17 protein-coding genes are annotated in these 16958 nt (G+C 71.6%); 1 reads left to right on the forward strand and 16 read right to left on the reverse strand.

Annotated features, from left to right (window positions below):
- Nucleotides 1-270: 270 nt before the first annotated feature.
- The 8 genes from L942_RS13580 to L942_RS13615 all read right to left on the reverse strand — a co-directional run bounded on the left by L942_RS13580 (nucleotide 271) and on the right by L942_RS13615 (nucleotide 6500).
- Complete coding sequence (locus L942_RS13580) at nucleotides 271-897, reverse strand: TlpA family protein disulfide reductase (protein ID WP_037359813.1); 627 nt, start codon at nucleotides 895-897, stop codon at nucleotides 271-273.
- Nucleotides 894-1436 (reverse strand): hypothetical protein, encoded by a 543-nt coding sequence (locus tag L942_RS41985; protein WP_051165926.1) that lies wholly within the window; start codon nucleotides 1434-1436, stop codon nucleotides 894-896. The genes L942_RS13580 and L942_RS41985 overlap by 4 nt, the downstream gene beginning before the upstream one ends.
- Nucleotides 1433-1900 (reverse strand): cytochrome c-type biogenesis protein, encoded by a 468-nt coding sequence (locus tag L942_RS13590; RefSeq protein ID WP_037359815.1) that lies wholly within the window; start codon nucleotides 1898-1900, stop codon nucleotides 1433-1435. Before L942_RS13590 ends, L942_RS41985 begins: the two co-directional genes overlap by 4 nt.
- Nucleotides 1893-3866 (reverse strand): heme lyase CcmF/NrfE family subunit, encoded by a 1974-nt coding sequence (locus L942_RS13595; RefSeq protein WP_037359816.1) that lies wholly within the window; start codon nucleotides 3864-3866, stop codon nucleotides 1893-1895. Before L942_RS13595 ends, L942_RS13590 begins: the two co-directional genes overlap by 8 nt.
- Complete coding sequence (locus L942_RS13600; protein WP_037359818.1) at nucleotides 3863-4297, reverse strand: cytochrome c maturation protein CcmE; 435 nt, start codon at nucleotides 4295-4297, stop codon at nucleotides 3863-3865. The genes L942_RS13595 and L942_RS13600 overlap by 4 nt, the downstream gene beginning before the upstream one ends.
- A gap of 108 nt (nucleotides 4298-4405) precedes the next feature.
- The gene (gene ccsA / locus L942_RS13605) at nucleotides 4406-5137 is read right to left on the reverse strand and encodes a cytochrome c biogenesis protein CcsA (protein ID WP_037359819.1); all 732 of its coding nucleotides are present in this window, start codon (nucleotides 5135-5137) and stop codon (nucleotides 4406-4408) included.
- Nucleotides 5134-5814 carry a heme exporter protein CcmB gene (locus L942_RS13610; protein ID WP_037359982.1) on the reverse strand — a complete coding sequence of 227 codons (681 nt, stop codon included), beginning with the start codon at nucleotides 5812-5814 and terminating at the stop codon, nucleotides 5134-5136. The genes ccsA and L942_RS13610 overlap by 4 nt, the downstream gene beginning before the upstream one ends.
- A complete protein-coding gene (locus tag L942_RS13615) occupies nucleotides 5811-6500 on the reverse strand; it encodes an ATP-binding cassette domain-containing protein (RefSeq protein WP_051165927.1) in 690 nt (229 codons plus the stop codon). Before L942_RS13615 ends, L942_RS13610 begins: the two co-directional genes overlap by 4 nt.
- Before the next feature lie 65 nt (nucleotides 6501-6565).
- Here L942_RS13615 and L942_RS13620 point away from each other — a divergent pair, with 65 nt between their 5' ends.
- Nucleotides 6566-7303: a cytochrome c biogenesis CcdA family protein gene (locus L942_RS13620; protein WP_037359821.1), complete on the forward strand. Its 738-nt coding sequence runs from the start codon at nucleotides 6566-6568 to the stop codon at nucleotides 7301-7303.
- On the opposite strand, the gene L942_RS13625 is transcribed toward L942_RS13620, so the two are convergent.
- From L942_RS13625 to L942_RS13660, 8 genes are all read right to left on the reverse strand, one after another.
- Complete coding sequence (locus tag L942_RS13625) at nucleotides 7230-7736, reverse strand: hypothetical protein (RefSeq protein WP_051165928.1); 507 nt, start codon at nucleotides 7734-7736, stop codon at nucleotides 7230-7232. The two genes, L942_RS13620 and L942_RS13625, sit on opposite strands and share 74 nt — an antisense overlap.
- Nucleotides 7726-9312, reverse strand: coding sequence for a multicopper oxidase family protein (locus L942_RS13630; RefSeq protein WP_051165929.1), 1587 nt, complete (start codon nucleotides 9310-9312; stop codon nucleotides 7726-7728). The genes L942_RS13625 and L942_RS13630 overlap by 11 nt, the downstream gene beginning before the upstream one ends.
- A gap of 152 nt (nucleotides 9313-9464) precedes the next feature.
- On the reverse strand, nucleotides 9465-11300 hold the full coding sequence (locus L942_RS13635) for a VanW family protein (protein ID WP_081655053.1): 1836 nt from the start codon (nucleotides 11298-11300) through the stop codon (nucleotides 9465-9467).
- A gap of 41 nt (nucleotides 11301-11341) precedes the next feature.
- Nucleotides 11342-12751, reverse strand: coding sequence for an NADH-quinone oxidoreductase subunit N (locus L942_RS13640; RefSeq protein ID WP_037359823.1), 1410 nt, complete (start codon nucleotides 12749-12751; stop codon nucleotides 11342-11344).
- A 16-nt stretch (nucleotides 12752-12767) separates the two neighbouring features.
- Nucleotides 12768-14246, reverse strand: a complete 1479-nt coding sequence (locus tag L942_RS13645; RefSeq protein ID WP_037359825.1) for a complex I subunit 4 family protein — start codon at nucleotides 14244-14246, stop codon at nucleotides 12768-12770.
- 17 nt (nucleotides 14247-14263) lie between these two features.
- Entirely contained in the window at nucleotides 14264-16087 is a 1824-nt protein-coding gene (locus L942_RS13650; protein ID WP_037359827.1) for an NADH-quinone oxidoreductase subunit 5 family protein, read from the reverse strand.
- Nucleotides 16088-16091: 4 nt separating this feature from the next.
- The gene (gene nuoK / locus L942_RS13655; protein WP_037359829.1) at nucleotides 16092-16397 is read right to left on the reverse strand and encodes an NADH-quinone oxidoreductase subunit NuoK; all 306 of its coding nucleotides are present in this window, start codon (nucleotides 16395-16397) and stop codon (nucleotides 16092-16094) included.
- The gene (locus L942_RS13660; RefSeq protein WP_037359830.1) at nucleotides 16394-16957 is read right to left on the reverse strand and encodes an NADH-quinone oxidoreductase subunit J; all 564 of its coding nucleotides are present in this window, start codon (nucleotides 16955-16957) and stop codon (nucleotides 16394-16396) included. Before L942_RS13660 ends, nuoK begins: the two co-directional genes overlap by 4 nt.
- Nucleotide 16958: the final 1 nt, after the last annotated feature.

The following is a 16958-nucleotide window of genomic DNA, read 5'->3' on the forward strand; positions in this document are numbered from 1 at the left end:
GTCCGGCACGGCGGCCCGGGTCTGGACAAGCGGTACCAGCAGAACACCCACCGCCGATGCGGCGAGCCCAGATGAATCGTGGCCGTGCACTCGATGCGCAGCCGGACGGCGCATCGTCGACGCGAGCGCTGTGACTTCTTCGGCTCGATCGCCGCTGACAGCGAGGGCGAGCTGGAGCAGTTAGGACCCACCGGATGCCGACCGGTGCGCGACGCTCCTGATCAGCGCCGGAGCCTCACCACGGCCTCATTCTGGCATGGCTGACGGAGGTCAGCGGCCCTGGCCGGGAGCGGGCTGGACGGAGCCGCCGGTGCGGGACTGCGGTTTCCGCCCGGCGACGATGTCGTCGAGGGCGGACTTCAGCAGCGGCGGGTCCACCGGGCCGGTGATCTTGGCGACGATGGTTCCGGAGCGGTCGAGGAAGAACGTTTCCGGGATGCCGTAGATCCCGAATTCCATGGCCGCGCGGGAGCCGGGGTCGGTGACGTACTGGTAGCTCTTGCCGCGGCCGAGTTCGTTGAGGAATCCGACCGCGGACTTGGGCTGGTCCTGGTAGCTGATGCCGACGAAGGTCACGCCCGCCGTGCGGTAGGCGTCCGCGGCGGCGGTCAGGGTGGGCTGTTCCTCGCGGCACGGCACGCACCATGAGGCCCAGAAGTTGACCACGACGACCTGGCCGCGCAGCGAACGCAGCGCGAGGCCGCCGTCTCGTTCGAGGTAGGGCAGGGTGAGCTCGGGTGCGGGCTTGCCGATCAGCGGGGTGTCGACCAGGTTCGGGTCGTCGCCGATCCGGGTGCTGATGAGCACGCCGACGGCGACCGCGGCGACGGCGACGGCGAGCGCGGTCCAGCGGAGCCATCGCATGGTGCCGCGGCGGGCGTCGGCGCCGGCTGTCATCGTCCCTCCTTGGCCAGTTCGCGCCGCGCGGTGGCGATCATGGCGTCGACGTCCTGGCGGGTCTGGGCGGGCAGCCCGGGTCGTTGCCGGAGCTGGTCGAGGGTGCGCAGCGCGGCGGCCGGGTTGTTTTGAGCGAAGAGCTGCAGGTTCGCCTGCATCCACAGCGCGGTGTCGGCGGCGCCGGTTCCCGAAGGAAGCGGCGCAGCGGGGGCGCTGGACTGCATGACCTCGTTCCCGGTCACGAAACCGTTCTGGGGACGCTGTTGCACGGCGGCGGGGAGGACGACGACCGCAGCGATCCCGGCCGCGACGAGCGTGCCGAGGTAGGCGATGGTCCTCGTCCGTGCCTCGCGGGTGCGGCGTCGCCGGGAGACGGGCTTGGCGGGTTCGTCGAGGCGGTTGATCGCGTCGGCGGCGGCCTGCTCGTACTCGGCGCGCAGGCGTCGTGCGGCGTCCGGCGGGATTTCCCCGGCGTCGACTTGCGCTTCGAGCGCGAGGATGTCGCGCAGGGCCTGGTCGCGTTCTTCGGCGGCGGTCACAGAGTCTCTCCGGTGCCTTGTTCGCGGGCGTGGCGCAGCGCCAGTTCGACACGCGCGCGTTCGTCGCCGGCCAGTTCCGGGACGTCGGGTCGTTTCCGCAAGAGCCCGGCCAGCAAGAGCGCTCCGGCGGCGATGCCGGCCAGCGGCAGCAGCCACACCCACAGCGTGCGGCCGCTCACTGGCGGATCAAGCAGCACCCAGTCGCCGTAGCGGGCCCGGAAGAAGCCGAGGACCTGCTGATCGCTGCGGCCGGCGGCGACCTGATCCTGCACCGCCTGCCGCATGGCAGTGGCCGTCTCGGACGGCGATTCGGCGATCGACACGCTCTTGCACACCGGGCAGCGCAGTCGCTGGTCGAGGTCGTGCGCCCGGTCCGCGGTCCCGTTCCCGCCGCTGAGGAGCAGCCCGGCGGTGAGGCCGAGCAGGACGAGGATTCCGGCGAGCGCGAGCAGGCTTTTACGCATGGCTCACCGTCTCCTCGGCGGGTTCGGCAGTCGGGGAACCGCGTCGGCGCCGTTCGCTGAGGGCCCACGCGCCGCCCGCGGCCATGAGGAACCCTCCTGTCCACAGCCAGGACATGAGCGGGTAGCGGTAGAGGTTCACCGTCACGGTGCCGGGGGCGATCTGCGCCAGCGCGACGTAGACGTCGCGGCCCGCGGTGCTCCACACGTCCGGGGTGCCGACGGCCTGGGGCTGGTTGGCGAAGGTCTCCAGTTTGGGCTGGGCCGTCCAGGCGAGCTGTCCGTTGTCGCGGAATTCCAGATGCGCGTCGCGCTGGGTGCGGTCGGGTTCGGTGTGTTGCTCGCTCTTGGTGAACATGACGGTGTAGCCGGCGAATTCGGCCGGGTGCTCGGGGGTGAGGGTGACCGTCGCACGGGTCGCGGTGGCTCCGGCCACGGAGATGGCGAGGGCGACGACCGCGACGCCGATGTGCGCGAGCTGCCCGCCCCAATAGGCGCGCTGCCCGGACACCAGCCGCCACAAGCCGGACGGGCGCCGGTTCGGCGCGGTGGCGAACAGATGCCGGATGCTCGCGGAGACGATGGTCGCCGCGAGGAAGGCGACCGCGACGACGCCGACGGAGCGGATTCCCGCCACCGCGAACGCGGCGGCGGCGATGCTGCCGATCAGCATCGGGAAGGCCAGCCGGGTCCAGAGCACGCGCGCGGTCGCCCAGCGGTAGGGGGTGAACGGCCCGGCGCCCATCGCCAGCAGCAGCGCGAACGACAGGGGCACGGCCATCCGGTCGAAGAACGGGCGGCCGACCGAGACCTGGCCTCCGGTGAACGCCTCGACGAAGATCGGGTACACGGTCCCGAGCAGCACGACGAAGGCGAAAAGGCACAGCACCAGGTTGTTGACCAGGAAGAGCCCCTCGCGGCTGGCGAGCCGCAGCGACCCGGTGCGGGAGGCGACGTGTTCGCCGCGCAGCGCGAACAGCGTGAACCCGCCGGCCAGGACGACCACGAAGAAGCCGAGCAAAGCGGGTCCGACCCCGGACTGGGTGAAGGAGTGCACCGACGCCACCACCGAGGACCGGGTGAGGAAGGTGCCCAGGATCGTCAGCGCGAAGGTCGCCAGCGCGAGCACGAAGTTCCACGCCTGCAGGGTTCCGCGCTTCACCTGCACGACGGCGGAGTGGACGAACGCGGTCGCCGCCAGCCAGGGGATCAGCGCCGCGTTCTCGACCGGGTCCCACGCCCAGTAGCCGCCCCAGCCGAGCACCTGGTAGGACCACCACGCGCCGACGATCAGGCCCGCGGTGAGGAACGTCCAGGCGACGAGGTTCGCCCGCCGGGTGCGGACCAGCCAGTCGGTGCCGCCGCGGCGGATGAGCAGCGCCGACATGGCGTAGGCGAACGACACCGTGAACCCGACGAAGCCGAGGTACAGCAGCGGGGGATGGATCGCCACCATGATGTCGTTGCGCAGCAACGGGTTCGGGCCCGGGCCGTCGGCGGGCGGGTTCGCCACGATCCGGAACGGGTTGGCGACGGTGGTCACCAGCCCGAAGAAAAAGGCCGCCACGAGGCCCATGACGCCGAGCGCGCCGGTGCCCAGCCGGTCGCCGGGGTCGGTCACCTTGCGGCGGGCGACGAAGACGTACCCGGCCAGCAGCAGCGTCCACAGGACGATGCTGCCGCCGAGAGCCGACCACGCGCTGGTGATGGTGAACAGCAGCGGCGTGGCACGCGAGTGCGTCTCGGCGACGTAGGACATGGCGAAGTCGTCGGTCAGCAACGCCGTTTCGAGCGCGGCCATCGACAGCACCGCTCCGCCGAGCATCACGAACGAGGCCAGCCGCAACTGTCCGATTCGGACGGAGCCGGGCCGGCGCTGCGCGCGGAATCCGTACCAGGCCAGCACGAGCGACGCGGCGAGGCCGAGGAATGCGCCGCCCCAGCCCGCGGCGGGAAGCACGGCGGTCACCGGGAATCACCTCCAGACGGGGCCGGGGCCGGTGTCGCGGGCGGCCGGTAGTTCTCGTCGTGTTTGACGATCATCGTGTCGGAGTCGAATTGGCCGTCCCGCCAGGAACCTTCGACGATCACCCCGATGCCGGGCTGGAACAGTTGCGCGAGCGGGCCGTTGTGCAGGACGGGGACTGCCGGGCTGCCGGGCTTCACGTCGGAGGACACGACGAACCGCAGCCCTTCCGGGGTGTGGGCGACGCTGCCCGGCCGCACGAACCCGCCGAGCTGGAACCGGCGGCCGTCGGGGTAGTCGGCGTGTTTCGCGATCGCCTCGGCCGGCGTGAGGTAGTAGACGAGGTTGCCGTTGAGGTTCCCGAACATCAGCACCCCGACCAGGACGGCGACGATCCCGATGCCGGCGACGGCGAGCAGGCGGTACCGCTTCACCGCTCCTCCCGTTCCCGCCGGATCGCCTCTGCCCGAAGGCGCAGCCGCAGCGTGTACCCGGCGAGCGTGCCGAAAGCGATGGCGAAGCCGATCGTCACCCAGGCCCATTCAGGCATCCCGCATCCGTCCTTCCAGGTGCGGCGCGGTGACGGCGCCGCCCGCGACTTCGGTGTCCTCGGCCGCTTGTGCGGCAGCGAGTTCGTCCTCCAGCGCGGTGAGCCGGAGCCGGGCGCGCAGCAGCATTCCCGCGAACACGGTGAACGCGACCACGTTGAGCAGCAGCACGGCGAGCATCCGGTGGTCGATCGTCGGATCGCCCGGCTTCAGCACTGTCGGCGGCTGGTGCAGCGCCCGCCACCACACCACCGACATGTGCACGACCGGCACCTGCACGACGGCGACCACGCCGAGCACCGCCGAGCGGCGCGCGCGGGCGACCGGATCGAGCGTCGCCCGGCGCAGGGCCAGATAGCCGAGGTAAACGAAGAACATCAGCGCGGTGGTGACCAGGCGGGGGTCCCAGGTCCACCACACGCCCCACACCGGTTTGCCCCACCAGGAGCCGAGCACGATCGTCAGGCCGGTGAACAGCACCCCGAGTTCCGCGCTCGCCGCGGCGAGCCGGTCGAAGCGGGCGCCGCGGCGCCACAGCCACAGCGCGCTGGCGAGCCCGGTGAGGCCGAAACAGAGGTAGGCGACCCACGCGGTGGGCACGTGCACGTACATCAGCCGCTGGTAGTCGCCTTGGAACCGGTCCGGCGGCGCGAGGACCGCGCCGGCGAGACCGGCCGCGAGCAGGACGAGCGCGGCGGCGGGAAGCCGCCTGCCGAACAGGTTCATGACGATTCCTCCAACGCGTTCGCGCCGAGCAGCAGAGCGAGCCAGCCGATTCCGGTGACGGTGACCAGCAGCAGCAACCACAGCCACGGGACCTGCCCGTAGCCGCCTTCCTCGACCAGTTCGGTCGCACCCAGCAGAAGCGGCAGCGCCAGCGGGCAGACCAGCAGCGGCCCGAGCGTGCTGCGGCCTGCCATGCCGTGCACCAACGCGCCGGCGAGAGTGCCGAGAGCCGCGAGCCCGGCAGCAGTCAGCGGAAGCGCTGCCGCCAGCCACGCCCACCCGGCGAGATCAGGCTGGTACAGCGCGATCATCACCGGCAGCAGCAGCGTCTCGAACGCGAGCAGGACGACCGCCGTCGCGGCGGCGCGCCCGCCGAGCCGGGCCGCGGCCGGCATTCCGGTCATCCGGAGCATGGCCAGGTGGCCGGGCGAGTCGGTCGCGGTCTGGCGCAGCGCGACCAGCACGCCGAAGAGCAGCACCACGACCCAGTACATGCCCGTGCCCAGCTGGCTGAGCAGCGGGCGGTCCGCACCGACCGCCATCGGCGTCAGCAGCAGCGCGACGGCGCCGAACGGCGTGATGATCCAGAGCGCTTCGCCCGCGCGCGCCTCGATCCGCAACTCGGCGCCGGCGATGGTCCGTGCCTGGCGGAGCGGAGCGGGGGACAGGACGGTCATCGCCACTCGCTTTCCGGGGCGGGTTCGCGGTGCAGCGCGACGAGACCGCCGTCGAGGAGTTCCCCGACCCGGTCGGCCAGCGCCCAGACCCGCGGCGCGTCGTGCGCGACCACGACCGCGGCCCCGCCGCGCGCCCGGACCCGCTGGACGACCAGGTCGACCAGTCCGAACGACGACCGGTCGAGCCCGGCGTGCGGTTCGTCGAGCAACAGCAGCGCCGGTTCGGTCAGCACCACCCTGGCGAGATCGGCACGGCGGAGCATGCCCTGCGAGCAGTGCTCGGCGCGCCGTCCGGCAGCCCGGCGCAGCCCGACGACGTCGAGCGCGTCCGGCACCGCAGCGGCGTCCCGCCCGGTCAGCGCGGCCACATGGCGGAGATTCTCCTCGAGCGTCAGCCGGGGATGCAACGAGGAATCGTGTCCTGCCAAGGCGATCGACGGCCGTGCAGCACGGACTTCGTCGGTGCCGAGCCGGGCGCCGAGCACTTTTCCGGTGCCGGCCGTGGGACGCAGCAGGGTGGCCAGCACGCGCAGGAGAGTGCTTTTCCCCGCGCCGTTCGGGCCGAGCACGCCGTAGACCTCACCCGCACCGACCGCGAGGTCGAGCGCGCGCAGCACCGGCGTGCGGCCCAACCGCACACCGAGCCCGGTCACCGCGATCACTGGCTCGCCCTGCTCTACTATCATCGATCGTAGAGTACAAGCCCTGGCCTGAGACCAGGTCCCGGCCCCCGACGGCAGGTTTTTCGCTCGTGGATCTGTATGCCTCGCTGTCCCTGGCGATCGCCGCCGGGGTCATTTCGTTCACTTCGCCGTGCGCGCTGCCGCTGCTGCCGGGCTACGTGTCCTACGTCTCCGGGCTCGGCCGCGCCCCGGAGGGGAACCCGACGGCGATGCGCGCCAAGCCGCGGGTGGGCCTGGCGTCCGCGTTGTTCATCGCGGGGTTCACGATCGTGTTCGTCGCGCTCGGCGTCACGGCGTCGGCGTTCGGGCTGCTTTTGGCGCAGCATCGGCAAATTCTGACGATTGCGGGCGGTGTGCTCGTCATCGGCATGGGGCTGGCGTCGCTCGGAGTCGTCCGGATTCCGTTGCTGCAGCGGGAAGCCCGGTTCGACCTGCACCGCGTGCGCAGCGGCCCCGCGGGCGCGGTGGTGCTCGGCGCGGCGTTCGGGCTCGGCTGGACGCCGTGTGTCGGGCCGGTGCTGGCCTCGATCCTCGCGACCGCCGCCAGCAGTGCCACCCTGGGCACCGGCGCGCTGCTGCTGGCGGCCTACTCGCTCGGGCTGGGCGTGCCGTTCGTGTTGGTCGCGATCGGCGTCGCGCGGGGGCAGCGCAGCCTGGCGTGGCTGCGCGCGCACACGCGGAAAGTCGAGATCGCCGGCGGGGTCCTGCTGATCGCGATGGGCGTCGTGATGCTCACCGGAGGCTGGACGCAGCTGATGGGCCGGATGCTGGCGGCGTTCGCCCGGCTGGGCTGGCCTCCGTTGTGATCTCCGGCGGGCACGTATCCGCGGTGCACGCCCGTCGCCGCCACCGCAGCACGACCGCGGCGGCCAATGCGGCCAGCGAGAACGCCGCGAGCAGGGGCTGAACGGGCGCCCAGATGCCGAGCGCGCCGGAGATGCCGAGCAATCCGACCACGATCTTGTTGCACACGGGGCAGCCGACGGCGAACACCGCCGCGGTGACCGAACCGGCCACGCCGGCGCGTCCGCGCGCATCCGCGCTGGGCCGGGGAATCGCGACCCACAATCCGGTGAGGACCGCGGTCAGGACGAGCACCGGGTACTCCCACCACCGCACCGGCGTCATCCGGGTGAACAGCGGGGTGTCGATCACGTCGGTCGGCACCCCGACGGCGAGTGCGCTCACCGCCGCGGCCGCGGCCGCGAGCGTCCAGCGGCGTCCGTTGTCATTCCACATAGGACACCACGGTCATCATTCCGGCCTCGCCGTGGTAGACGTTGTGGCAGTGGGTCAGCCACTGGCCCGGGTTGTCCGCGTCGAAGTCCACCTCGACGGTGCGCCGGGGCAGGACCAGGACGGTGTCCTTGCGCGGGCCGGCCGCTTTCGGCGTGCGTACCTGGAAAGTGTGGCCGTGCAGGTGCATCGGGTGGTACATGTCCGTTTCGTTCACGAACCGCAGGCGTACCCGCTGTCCCTTGCGGACCGGGAGCCCGTCGTTCGGGTTGTACGGTTTCCCGTTGATCGTCCAGTCGTACTTCGCGCCCGGCCCGGCCAGTTTGAGATCGTGGGTGACGTCGGGGGTCTTGTCCTTCAACGAGACCTGGGGTGCTGCGGAGAAATCGGCCACGGTCAGGACTTTCGCGGTCTTCAGCTGCTCGGCGGCCGCGTCGTTCACCGCGGACGCGGTGCTGCCGCCGGCGTGCACCAGCACCTGGGCGTACCCACCCTTGCCCTCGGCGAGAGCAAGGATCGGGACGCCGCTGGAGGGAACGGTGATCACCGCGTCGACCCGTTCGCCCATGCCCAGCAGCACCGTCGCCGCGTTGCCGGGCGCGCTGGCCGGGAAGCCGTCGGTGTGGGTGATCCGCATCGGAACGCCGGGCACGCCGACGCGGAACGCGGTGTCGCCGGCCGCGTTGATCAGCCGGAGCCGGATCCGCTGCCCGGGTTTGGCCTTGACACTGGTCGGCGCGACCGAGCGGGTGCCGTTGGCCAGGAAGTAGGGGTAGGTCACGTCGCCGGCGTCCCCGCCGAGGGTGGCCGACTGCGGCATGCCGCCCATGCCGGACATCGGCGGCATGCCGGAGCCGCTGCCCATTCCTGGCATGTCCGGCATCGAGGACGACTGCCCGCCGCCCATGACCATGCCGTTCTTCTTGAGGTTGGCGAGCACGGCGTCCGGGTCGGTGCCGGTGCCGTCGATCCAGTCGTCGAGGACGACGACCAGCTCCGTGTCGTAGTCGCGGCCGTCCGCCGGGTCCTCGATGACGAGCGGTCCGTACAGGCCCCGGTCGAGCTGGGTGCCGACGTGCGGGTGGAACCAGAACGTGCCGGCCTCCGGCGCGGCGAACTCGTAGGTGAAGTCCTTCCCGGCCGCGATCGCCGGCTGGGTGAGGTCGGGCACGCCGTCCATGTCGTTGCGCAGCGCCAGTCCGTGCCAGTGGATGGTGGTCGGCTGGGGTAGCCGGTTGTTCACCTTCGCGCGCAGCACCTCGCCTCGTTTGAGGCGGATTTCCTGGCCGGGCAGCTGCCCGAAGCTCCAGGTTGCGACCTTGGCCTGCCCGAGGTCGAGTTCGCCTGCCTGTGCGGTCAGCTCGACCTGGCGCACCGGCGCGTTCGCGGCGCGCCGGGCCGCCTCGGCGCGCCCGACCAGCGGCGAGGACGGGCCGATCTTGGCCGGTGCCGCGGCAGATCCGCCGGACGAGCAGGCGGCCAGCCCGAAGGCGGCGGTCGCGCCCGCGCCGAGCACGAGGAAGCCGCGCCGGTTCAGCTGGCGGTTCGGGGCGGTCGGCGAAGGGTCGGCAGGCGTCATGGGGTCCCGATTCCGTTGTCGTTGCGTGGCGAGCGCGTCCGTGAGGGGAACCCTCACGGACTCTGAGTCCCGCGGGGTTCCCTTCACGCCCGCGCCGCGTCCTCCCGGAGCGGGTCCGGGCCTACTAGATTCGATAGTACATATCGGGCGGGTCAGCCGCTTCCGGCGCAGACGACGGTGGGCTCGGGGTTGTAGCGCACGTTGCGGGTGTGCCGGCTGAGCTCCTTGCCGCCGAGGTCGCGGATGACGCGGGTGTCGGAGGCGGTGAAGCCGGGCTTGCCCTGGACCGGTTTGCACGAGGCGTCGGATTTCGTGACGGTGGGCGGGTTCACGAAGTCGTGTTTCGGGCCGGGGACCGATTCGACGTTCACGTGTTTGGTGCCCCACAGCTTGACGGTGATCGAGGAGTTCGTCCAGATCGTCTGGATCGCCACGCCGGTGGCGGAGTCGTTGGCGAACTTCAGGTCGATCACGCTGCTGCCGTCCGGGTTCTGGAACACCGTCGCCTCGCGCGCCGCGGGGTAGCGGCTGATGTAGAAGCTGTGTTCCTTGTGCCCGGCGTCGGTCATGCCGGCGAAGTACGCCGCGTTGTAGGTCGTGGTGGCGAATTGCGAGATGCCGCCGCCGACTTCGCGGGCGGGCACGCCTTCTTCGATCACGCCGGCTTCGACGTAGCCCTGCGGTGTGCCGCGCGGGCCGGTGTAGCCGTTGAGACTGAAGGTTTCGCCGGGCTTGACGATCGCGCCGTTCACCTTCTGGGCGACGACGCGGATGTTCACGCCGGAATCTTGCGCGAACCCGGTGGTCGTGAACTCTCCGATGACTTCCTTGATGCCGAGGCTCTTGACCGCGCCGCTGGTGACCTTCGCCGGTACGTCGGTGTATTTCGCTTGCACCGCCCGGTCTCCCGGGCCGGTGATCGCCTTCAGGAGGCCGGCCAGGGTCTGGTCCCAGTCGATCTGCCGCCCGTCGGTCGACGGCGTGACGACGGGAGAGCCGCTGGAGAAGTCCATCCGGGCGTCCTGGCCCTGCTTCTCGGTGGCTGCCAGTTTGTCGGCGACCGCGCCGAGTTTGTCCTTGTCGAGGCTGGGCACCAGATTTCCGTTGTCGCCGGCCCGGAACCGCAGGGCCGCCGCGATGCGCGCCGGGGTCACGGCGGCGTCGCGGCCGTCGCCTCGCACGGTCGCGGGAGCCGACACCGCGGGTTTGGCGATCTCGTCGACCGCTCGCCGGACTTCGTCGGCCGGGACCTTGGGCTGGAGCGTCCGGATCGGCAGCTTGACGTCCGCGGCGTTCGCCCACTCCGTCACGAGCGCCTGGCGGGCCGCCGTTTCGTCCAGTTCCTGCCCGGCTTCGGGCTGTACGGGCACCGGGGCGACGCCGTCGAAACGCACGTCGCCTTCCGTCATCGGGCGGTCGACGGCCGGGCGGAGGCCGGCGATGACGGCGTTGAGCGCCTGGTCGTCGCCGCTGGACATCACGCGGAATTCGCGGCCCCCGAACAGTGAGCCGAGAAGACCCCACGGGGTCGGGGACTGGGTTCCCGCCTGCGCCACCGTCGCGGCGTAGTCGACCTGGATCTTCGCGGACGCCGGCACGAACCGGGCCGTGCGGTCGCCCGCGCTGACCTGGACGGGCTGGGCAAGGCGCGGTGTCAGCGCCGCGGTCAGCTTGGCCTGGGCCTCTGCCGGGGACAGCCCGCCGACCGCCACGCCGGCGACGGTGGTGCCGCCGGGCACCTCGCCGATCGTCGCGATCGCGCCGATCACGTACGCCACGGCCAGTGCTCCCGCCGCGGCGGCGAGCGCGATGGTCAGCGGGCGCCGCCACCACGGGCGCGCGGCGCCGCTCCCGCCGCCGGGGTCCTGGTCGTCCGGATCCGTCGACGGCCAGCTCGCGTTGTCGGTCGCTGGATGCAAGAAAACCCCCGGGTAGCCGTGGTTTTGCCGCGTGCGGCGGTGCAGGGAGCCCAGGCTACTATCGTCCATAGTTGCCCGGTCGGGCGGGCCAGCGGCGGGGGATCCGGTCCTCACATCGACGCCAGGTCCCCGCGCAGGGCGGCGAGCGCGAGCCCGGCGAGGGGGCCGAGCACGAGGGATCCGGCCGCGGTGACGTACGCGGTCGCGGCCGCCCAGCCGCCGGGAACGGCCGGGTCCGGCTCGTCGCTCCGGCGGACGGCGGGGGTGATCCAGCGCAGGTAGTAGAACAGGCTCGCCACGGTGTTGACGGCTGCGACGACGACCAGCCAGGCGTAGCCGCCGTCGAGCGCCGCGGCGAAGATCGTCAGCTTGCCGGTGAAGACCGCGGTGGGCGGAGTGCCGACCAGCCCGAGCAGGCACACCACCAGGCTGACGGCGAGCCAGGGCTGGTGCCGCAGGAGCCCGCGATACTCGTCGATCGTCCGCCGCCCCGGCAGCGCGCAAACGACCGCGAAGGCGCCGAGGTTGGTGACCGCGTAAGCGCCGAGGTAGAGCAGCATGCTCGGCAGGGCCAGCTCGTTGCGTCCGGCCACGGCGACGGCCATCAGGAGGTAGCCGACCTGGCTGATGGTGGAGTAGCCGAGCAGGCGGCGGACGTCGCGCTGGAAGAACGCGGCGAGGTTGCCAAGCGTCATGGTGGCGGCGGCGACGATGGCGATCAGCAGGGCCCAGTCGAGGTGCGAGCCGGTCATCGCGGCGGCCAGGCGGTACGCCGCGACGACGCCGCCGATTTTGGGGACGGTGGTGAGGAACGCGGCGGCGGGCGGGCGGGTGCCTTCGGTGACATCGGGGATCCAGAAGTGCGCCGGGACCGCGCCCATCTTGAACAGCAGCCCGGCGAGCACGCCGACGAAGCCGACGGCGACGGCGGCCGCCGGGGCAGTGCCGAGCGCCTTCTGCAAGTCGGCGTAGGCGCTAGAGCCGCCGACTCCGAACAAGACGGTGGCTCCGGCCAGCATGATGATCCCGAGCAGCGCGCCGAGCAGGTAGAACTTGAGCGCTCCCTCGGTGCCGGCGTCGTCTTTGGCGAACCCGGCGACCGCGTACAGCGGGATGCTCGCGAGCAGGTACGCGGCGACCAGGAGCAACAGATCGTTCGCGCCGGTGAGGACGATCGTGCCCAGCGCCGCGAGCAGGATCAGGACGTACCACTCGCTCTCGCGCGGCGCGGACCGGAACTCTCGCGCGCTCACGCCGAGGGTGAGCAGCACGGCGACCAGGACGATGACGCGTCCGGCGTTGGTGCCGACGTCGATCGCGTAGCTGCCGCCGAAGACCGTGCGGACCGGATCGCCCCAAACCGCCACGGTCGCGGCCAGCCCGGCCGCGCAGGCGAGCGCGGCGAGGAGGCGGACCGGCCATTGCCGCCGGCGCGGCAGGTAGGAGCCCAGCAACAGCCCCGCGACCGAGGCGACCGCGAGGATGATCTCCGGCAGCAGCGCGAGCGGGTCTTCGTTCATCGTCTCCACGGCGCGGTCACCGGGCCAGGAGGTTCAGGACCGACCGCGACGCGGGTTCGATCAGGTCGAGCAGGAACCGCGGGAAGACCCCGATCACGACGGCGAGCACCAGCAGCGGCGCGATCGAGACGCCCTCGGCGACGGTGAGGTCCGCGGCCGGCGTGCCGGGCTTGCCGAGGAACACTTTCTGGAACGCGCGCAGGAACAGCGCGGCGGTCACCAGGATGCCGAGGAACGCCAGCACGGTCGCGACCGGGGCGGCGCCGAGGGAACCGGTGAAGATCTGGAACTCCGCGATGAAGCCGGAGAAACCCGGCAGTCCCAGGGAAGCGAAGGCGGCCGCGGCAGTCAGGCCCGCGAACCGGGGTGCGCTCGCGGCCAGCCCGCCGAACCGGTCGAGGTCGTAGGTGCCGCCGCGTTCGTAGAGGACTCCGGCGAGGAGGAACAGCGCGCCGGTGATCAGGCCGTGGCTCACCATCTGCGTGACCGCGCCGGTCACGGCCAGCTCGCGGGCTTCGCTCGCCGAGCCCGCGGCCATCCCGGCCGCGCCGATCGCCAGGATGATGTATCCCATGTGGTTGACCGAGGTGTAGGCGATCATCCGCTTGAAGTCCCGCTGGCCCAGCGCGACCAACGCTCCATAAAGGACACTCACCACCCCGGCCACGACGAACACGACCGCGTAGCGGCGCCACGTGCCGGGCAGGATCGGCATGGCGATCCGGATGAAGCCGTAGGTCCCCATCTTCAGCAGCACCCCGGCCAGGATCGCCGAGCCGGCGGCAGGCGCTTCGGTGTGCGCGGGCGGAAGCCAGGTGTGGAACGGCACGGTCGGGGTCTTGATCGCGAACCCGACGCCGAGCGCCAGCAGCACCAGGCCCGCGGCCCAGCCGCCGCCGGCCAGCGGGTTCTGGCGGGTCAGTTCGACGATGTCGAAGGTGTGCGGCGCGGCGGTGACGTAGAGCGCGATGAACCCGACGAGCAGCGCGAGCGAGCCGAGGAAGGTGTAGAGGAAGAACTTGAGCGCGGCCCGCGCGGCGTCGCGATGGCCCCAGCCGGCGATCACGAAGTACATGCCCACAATGGACAGATCGAAGAAAACGAAGAACAGGATCAGGTCGAGCGCCACGAACAGCCCGAGGCTCACCGTCTCCAGGAACAGGAACAACGCGGCGAACGACCGTACTTGCTTCTCTTGCCGCAGCGAATAAATCGCGCAGGCGAGGAAAAGCCCGGCGGTCAAGACCACGAGCGGCAGGCTGAGGCCGTCCACCCCGAGGTGGTATCCCGAGCTGATGCTGGGAATCCACCGCAGGTTCACTTCGTAGGCATAGCCGTCGCCGGCGGGACGAGCCGCCCACAGGACAATCGTCAGCAGGAAATCGGCCGCCGCGACGGCGAGCCACCACCAGCGCACGAACCGGTCGCTGGCGCGCGGGATCGCGAACGGGACCACCGCGGCCGCCAAGGGCAGGAACACCACGACGCTGAGCACGCGTCACCTCACGTTCGTCACAGGAAGATCACCAGAATGGCCAGGACGCCCAGCGCGATCGCGGCTTGGGCGTAGTAGTGGTGCAGCTGCCCGGTCTGCGGCCGGCGCGCGAGCCGCCCAAGTGCTTGCGCGCCGCCGGACACGCCGCGGACGACGGCCTCGATCGATACCTCGACGCGCAGATCGGCCAGCCGGGCCAGCGCCGCGCCGGTCGCGGCGGCCGCGCGCACGCCGCCGTCCACGACCCGGTCGTCGAAGCGGGCGAGACTGCGCGCCAGCCAGTCGGCCGGCACGACGAAAGCCCGGTGCGCCAAGCGTTCCAGCCGCAACCAGTCGGCCAGCGCTCCGTTCTCGGGCAGCGTTCGGGCACGGGTCCAGGCCGCGGCCCCCGCGACGCCGGCGACGGCGATCACGCCGGACGCGGCCAGCTGCGCCCAGCCGGGTTCGACGGGCTCGGCGGTGCCGAGGAGTTCGGCGAACCGCCGCGACAGGCCGGGTACGCCGCCGATCCCGAGCAGCGCGGCGGCGGCCGCGAGGACGGGCAACGGCGCGAGCAGCAGCGCGGGCAGGCGATCGCCCGGCGCGGTGCCGGCGGGAGCCCAGAGGATGGTCAGGATCCGCCCGACGTAGGCGCCGCTGACCAGTGCGGCGGCCAGGCCGGCGACGTACAGCGCCGGGGAGTGCGCGAGCGCGGACGCGAGCACCGCGTCCTTGGCCACCCAGATCGACAGCGGCGGCACCCCGGCCAGCGTCAGCGCGCCGATGCTGAAAACCGCGCCCAGCAACGGATACCGCCGTGCCGCGCCGCGCAGCCGATGCAGATCCTTCGTCCCCAGCCCGAAGAGCCAGGCTCCGGCGCCGAGGAACAGCAGGCTCTTCGTCGCCGCGTGCGCGACCAGCTGGCCGGTCCCGGCTGCCTGGCCTCCGGCTCCGGCGGCGAGCACCATGAACCCGATCTGCGAACACGTCGAGGCCGCCAGCACCTGCTTGAGGTCCCGTTGCACCACCGCCACCACGCCGAGGACGAGCGCCGTCACCACCCCGGCCCAGGCCGCCGTGTCCGCGGCCCAGCCCGTCGCCCCCAGCAACGGCTCGACCCGGATCAGCAGGTACGCCCCGGCGGCGACCATCGTGGCCGAGTGCAGCAGTGCCGAGACCGGGCTCGGGCCGTCCATCGCGCGGGAAAGCCAGAAGCTGAACGGCAGCTGCGCGGACTTCCCCAGCGCGGCCAGCACCAGTCCGGCCGCGACGGCGTCGCGCCAGCCGCCTGCGGCGCCGGGCAGCCCGGCGAGGGCGAGCCCCGGGACCCCGCCCGCCAGTGCCGCCCCAGCCGCGAGATACAGGCCGAGATCGCCCGACCGCGTCGTGAGGAACGCGATCGCCCCGGATTCCACCCGGCGGTTCTCCCGCCACCAGAAGCCGATCAGGGCGTACGAACAGGCCCCCATGACCTCCCAGGCCATCAACAGGACGACGAGGTCGCGCGCGGTGACGGTGACCAGCATGGCCCCGGCGAACACCAGCATCAGCCCGTGAAAACGCGCCCGTGATTCCTCGGCGCCGAACTCGCCGGCCGCGAACACCAGCACCGCCGCCAGAACCGCGGCGACAGTGATCACCATGACCGCGGACAGCCCGTCCACCGCCAGCCCGATCGGCAGGTTCGCGAGCAGCGGAACGGTCACGGCGGGCCGGGCGACCGCGGCGGCGACTGCCAGCGCGAGCGTCGCCACGGCGATGCCCACGCCGACCGCGGGCGCGATCCGGTCGCCGCTGCGGCGCGAAAGCAGCAGCGCCGCACCGGCGACGAGGGGGAGACCGATCAACAGCCACAGCGTCATCGGATCAGCCCTTGAGGTCGGCGGCGGAGTCGGTCAGGTCGACGTCACGCCGCCGGAAGATCGCCGTGACGACGGCGAAGCCGACCGCCATGTCCACCGCCATCAGCGTCACCGCGACGAGCACGACGACCTGGCCGTCTGGCCGGCCGGGGGAGACGAAGTACCAGAAGGCGGCTCCGGCGACGATCACCGCGTTCGCCATCAGCTCCAGGCCCATCATGATCATCACGATGGACTGCTGCGACAACGCGCCGTACAGGCCGACGCTGAACAATGCCGCGGCCAGCAAGAGAAAAGCCTGCAGGGTCACCGGTTCAGCCCTCCCGGCACCGGATCGTCCGGCCGTTTCGCGTCCAGACGGTCGCCGTAGCGGTCGTACCGGCCGCGGTGGGTCGCCAGGACGACGGTGGCGACCATCGTGGCGAACAGGCACAGCCCGAGCACCATCATCACGAGCATCTTCGACCCCATCAGCGCCTCGCCCAGCGCCCGTGTCGGGTCGGCCGGGCGCGGCCGGGCGGATGCCGGCCACGGAACCAGGAAAATCCCGGCGGCCAGCGCGGCGAACACCGCGCCGGAGATCGCGAGCGAGCCCTTCTGGTTGTGCACCATCGTCATCGGCATCAACCCGGCCGGATTCATCATGTACATGATCATGAAGACGACCATCACGACCATCTCCATGATCATCATCAGCACGACCAGGATCCCGAGGTAGGCCAGGTTCAGCAGCAGGAGCGTGCCCGCCGCGAAGACGAACGACGCCAGCAGCGCGAAGGTCGCCCGCGCCATCGAGTCGACCCGGAACACCGCGATTCCCGTCGCGACCGCCGCGACGGCGCAGGCCCAGAACGCGACTTGTGTCCACATG

The sequence above is a fragment of the Amycolatopsis orientalis DSM 43388 genome, from assembly GCF_000411975.1.
In the GTDB taxonomy this organism is placed as follows: Bacteria; Actinomycetota; Actinomycetes; order Mycobacteriales; family Pseudonocardiaceae; genus Amycolatopsis; species Amycolatopsis orientalis_D.

Excerpts from the sequence above, each read along its gene's own strand:
- L942_RS13580 (WP_037359813.1), bottom strand. The coding sequence starts at position 897 with ATGACAGCCGGCGCCGACGCCCGCCGCGGCACCATGCGATGGCTCCGC.
- L942_RS13640 (WP_037359823.1), bottom strand. The coding sequence starts at position 12,751 with ATGAACGAAGACCCGCTCGCGCTGCTGCCGGAGATCATCCTCGCGGTC.
- ccsA (WP_037359819.1), bottom strand. The coding sequence starts at position 5,137 with ATGAACCTGTTCGGCAGGCGGCTTCCCGCCGCCGCGCTCGTCCTGCTC.
- L942_RS13635 (WP_081655053.1), bottom strand. The coding sequence starts at position 11,300 with ATGGACGATAGTAGCCTGGGCTCCCTGCACCGCCGCACGCGGCAAAAC.
- L942_RS13630 (WP_051165929.1), bottom strand. The coding sequence starts at position 9,312 with ATGACGCCTGCCGACCCTTCGCCGACCGCCCCGAACCGCCAGCTGAAC.
- L942_RS13590 (WP_037359815.1), bottom strand. The coding sequence starts at position 1,900 with ATGCGTAAAAGCCTGCTCGCGCTCGCCGGAATCCTCGTCCTGCTCGGC.
- L942_RS13615 (WP_051165927.1), bottom strand. The coding sequence starts at position 6,500 with ATGATAGTAGAGCAGGGCGAGCCAGTGATCGCGGTGACCGGGCTCGGT.
- L942_RS13625 (WP_051165928.1), bottom strand. The coding sequence starts at position 7,736 with ATGTGGAATGACAACGGACGCCGCTGGACGCTCGCGGCCGCGGCCGCG.
- L942_RS13610 (WP_037359982.1), bottom strand. The coding sequence starts at position 5,814 with ATGACCGTCCTGTCCCCCGCTCCGCTCCGCCAGGCACGGACCATCGCC.
- L942_RS13650 (WP_037359827.1), bottom strand. The coding sequence starts at position 16,087 with ATGACGCTGTGGCTGTTGATCGGTCTCCCCCTCGTCGCCGGTGCGGCG.
- L942_RS13660 (WP_037359830.1), bottom strand. The coding sequence starts at position 16,957 with ATGTGGACACAAGTCGCGTTCTGGGCCTGCGCCGTCGCGGCGGTCGCG.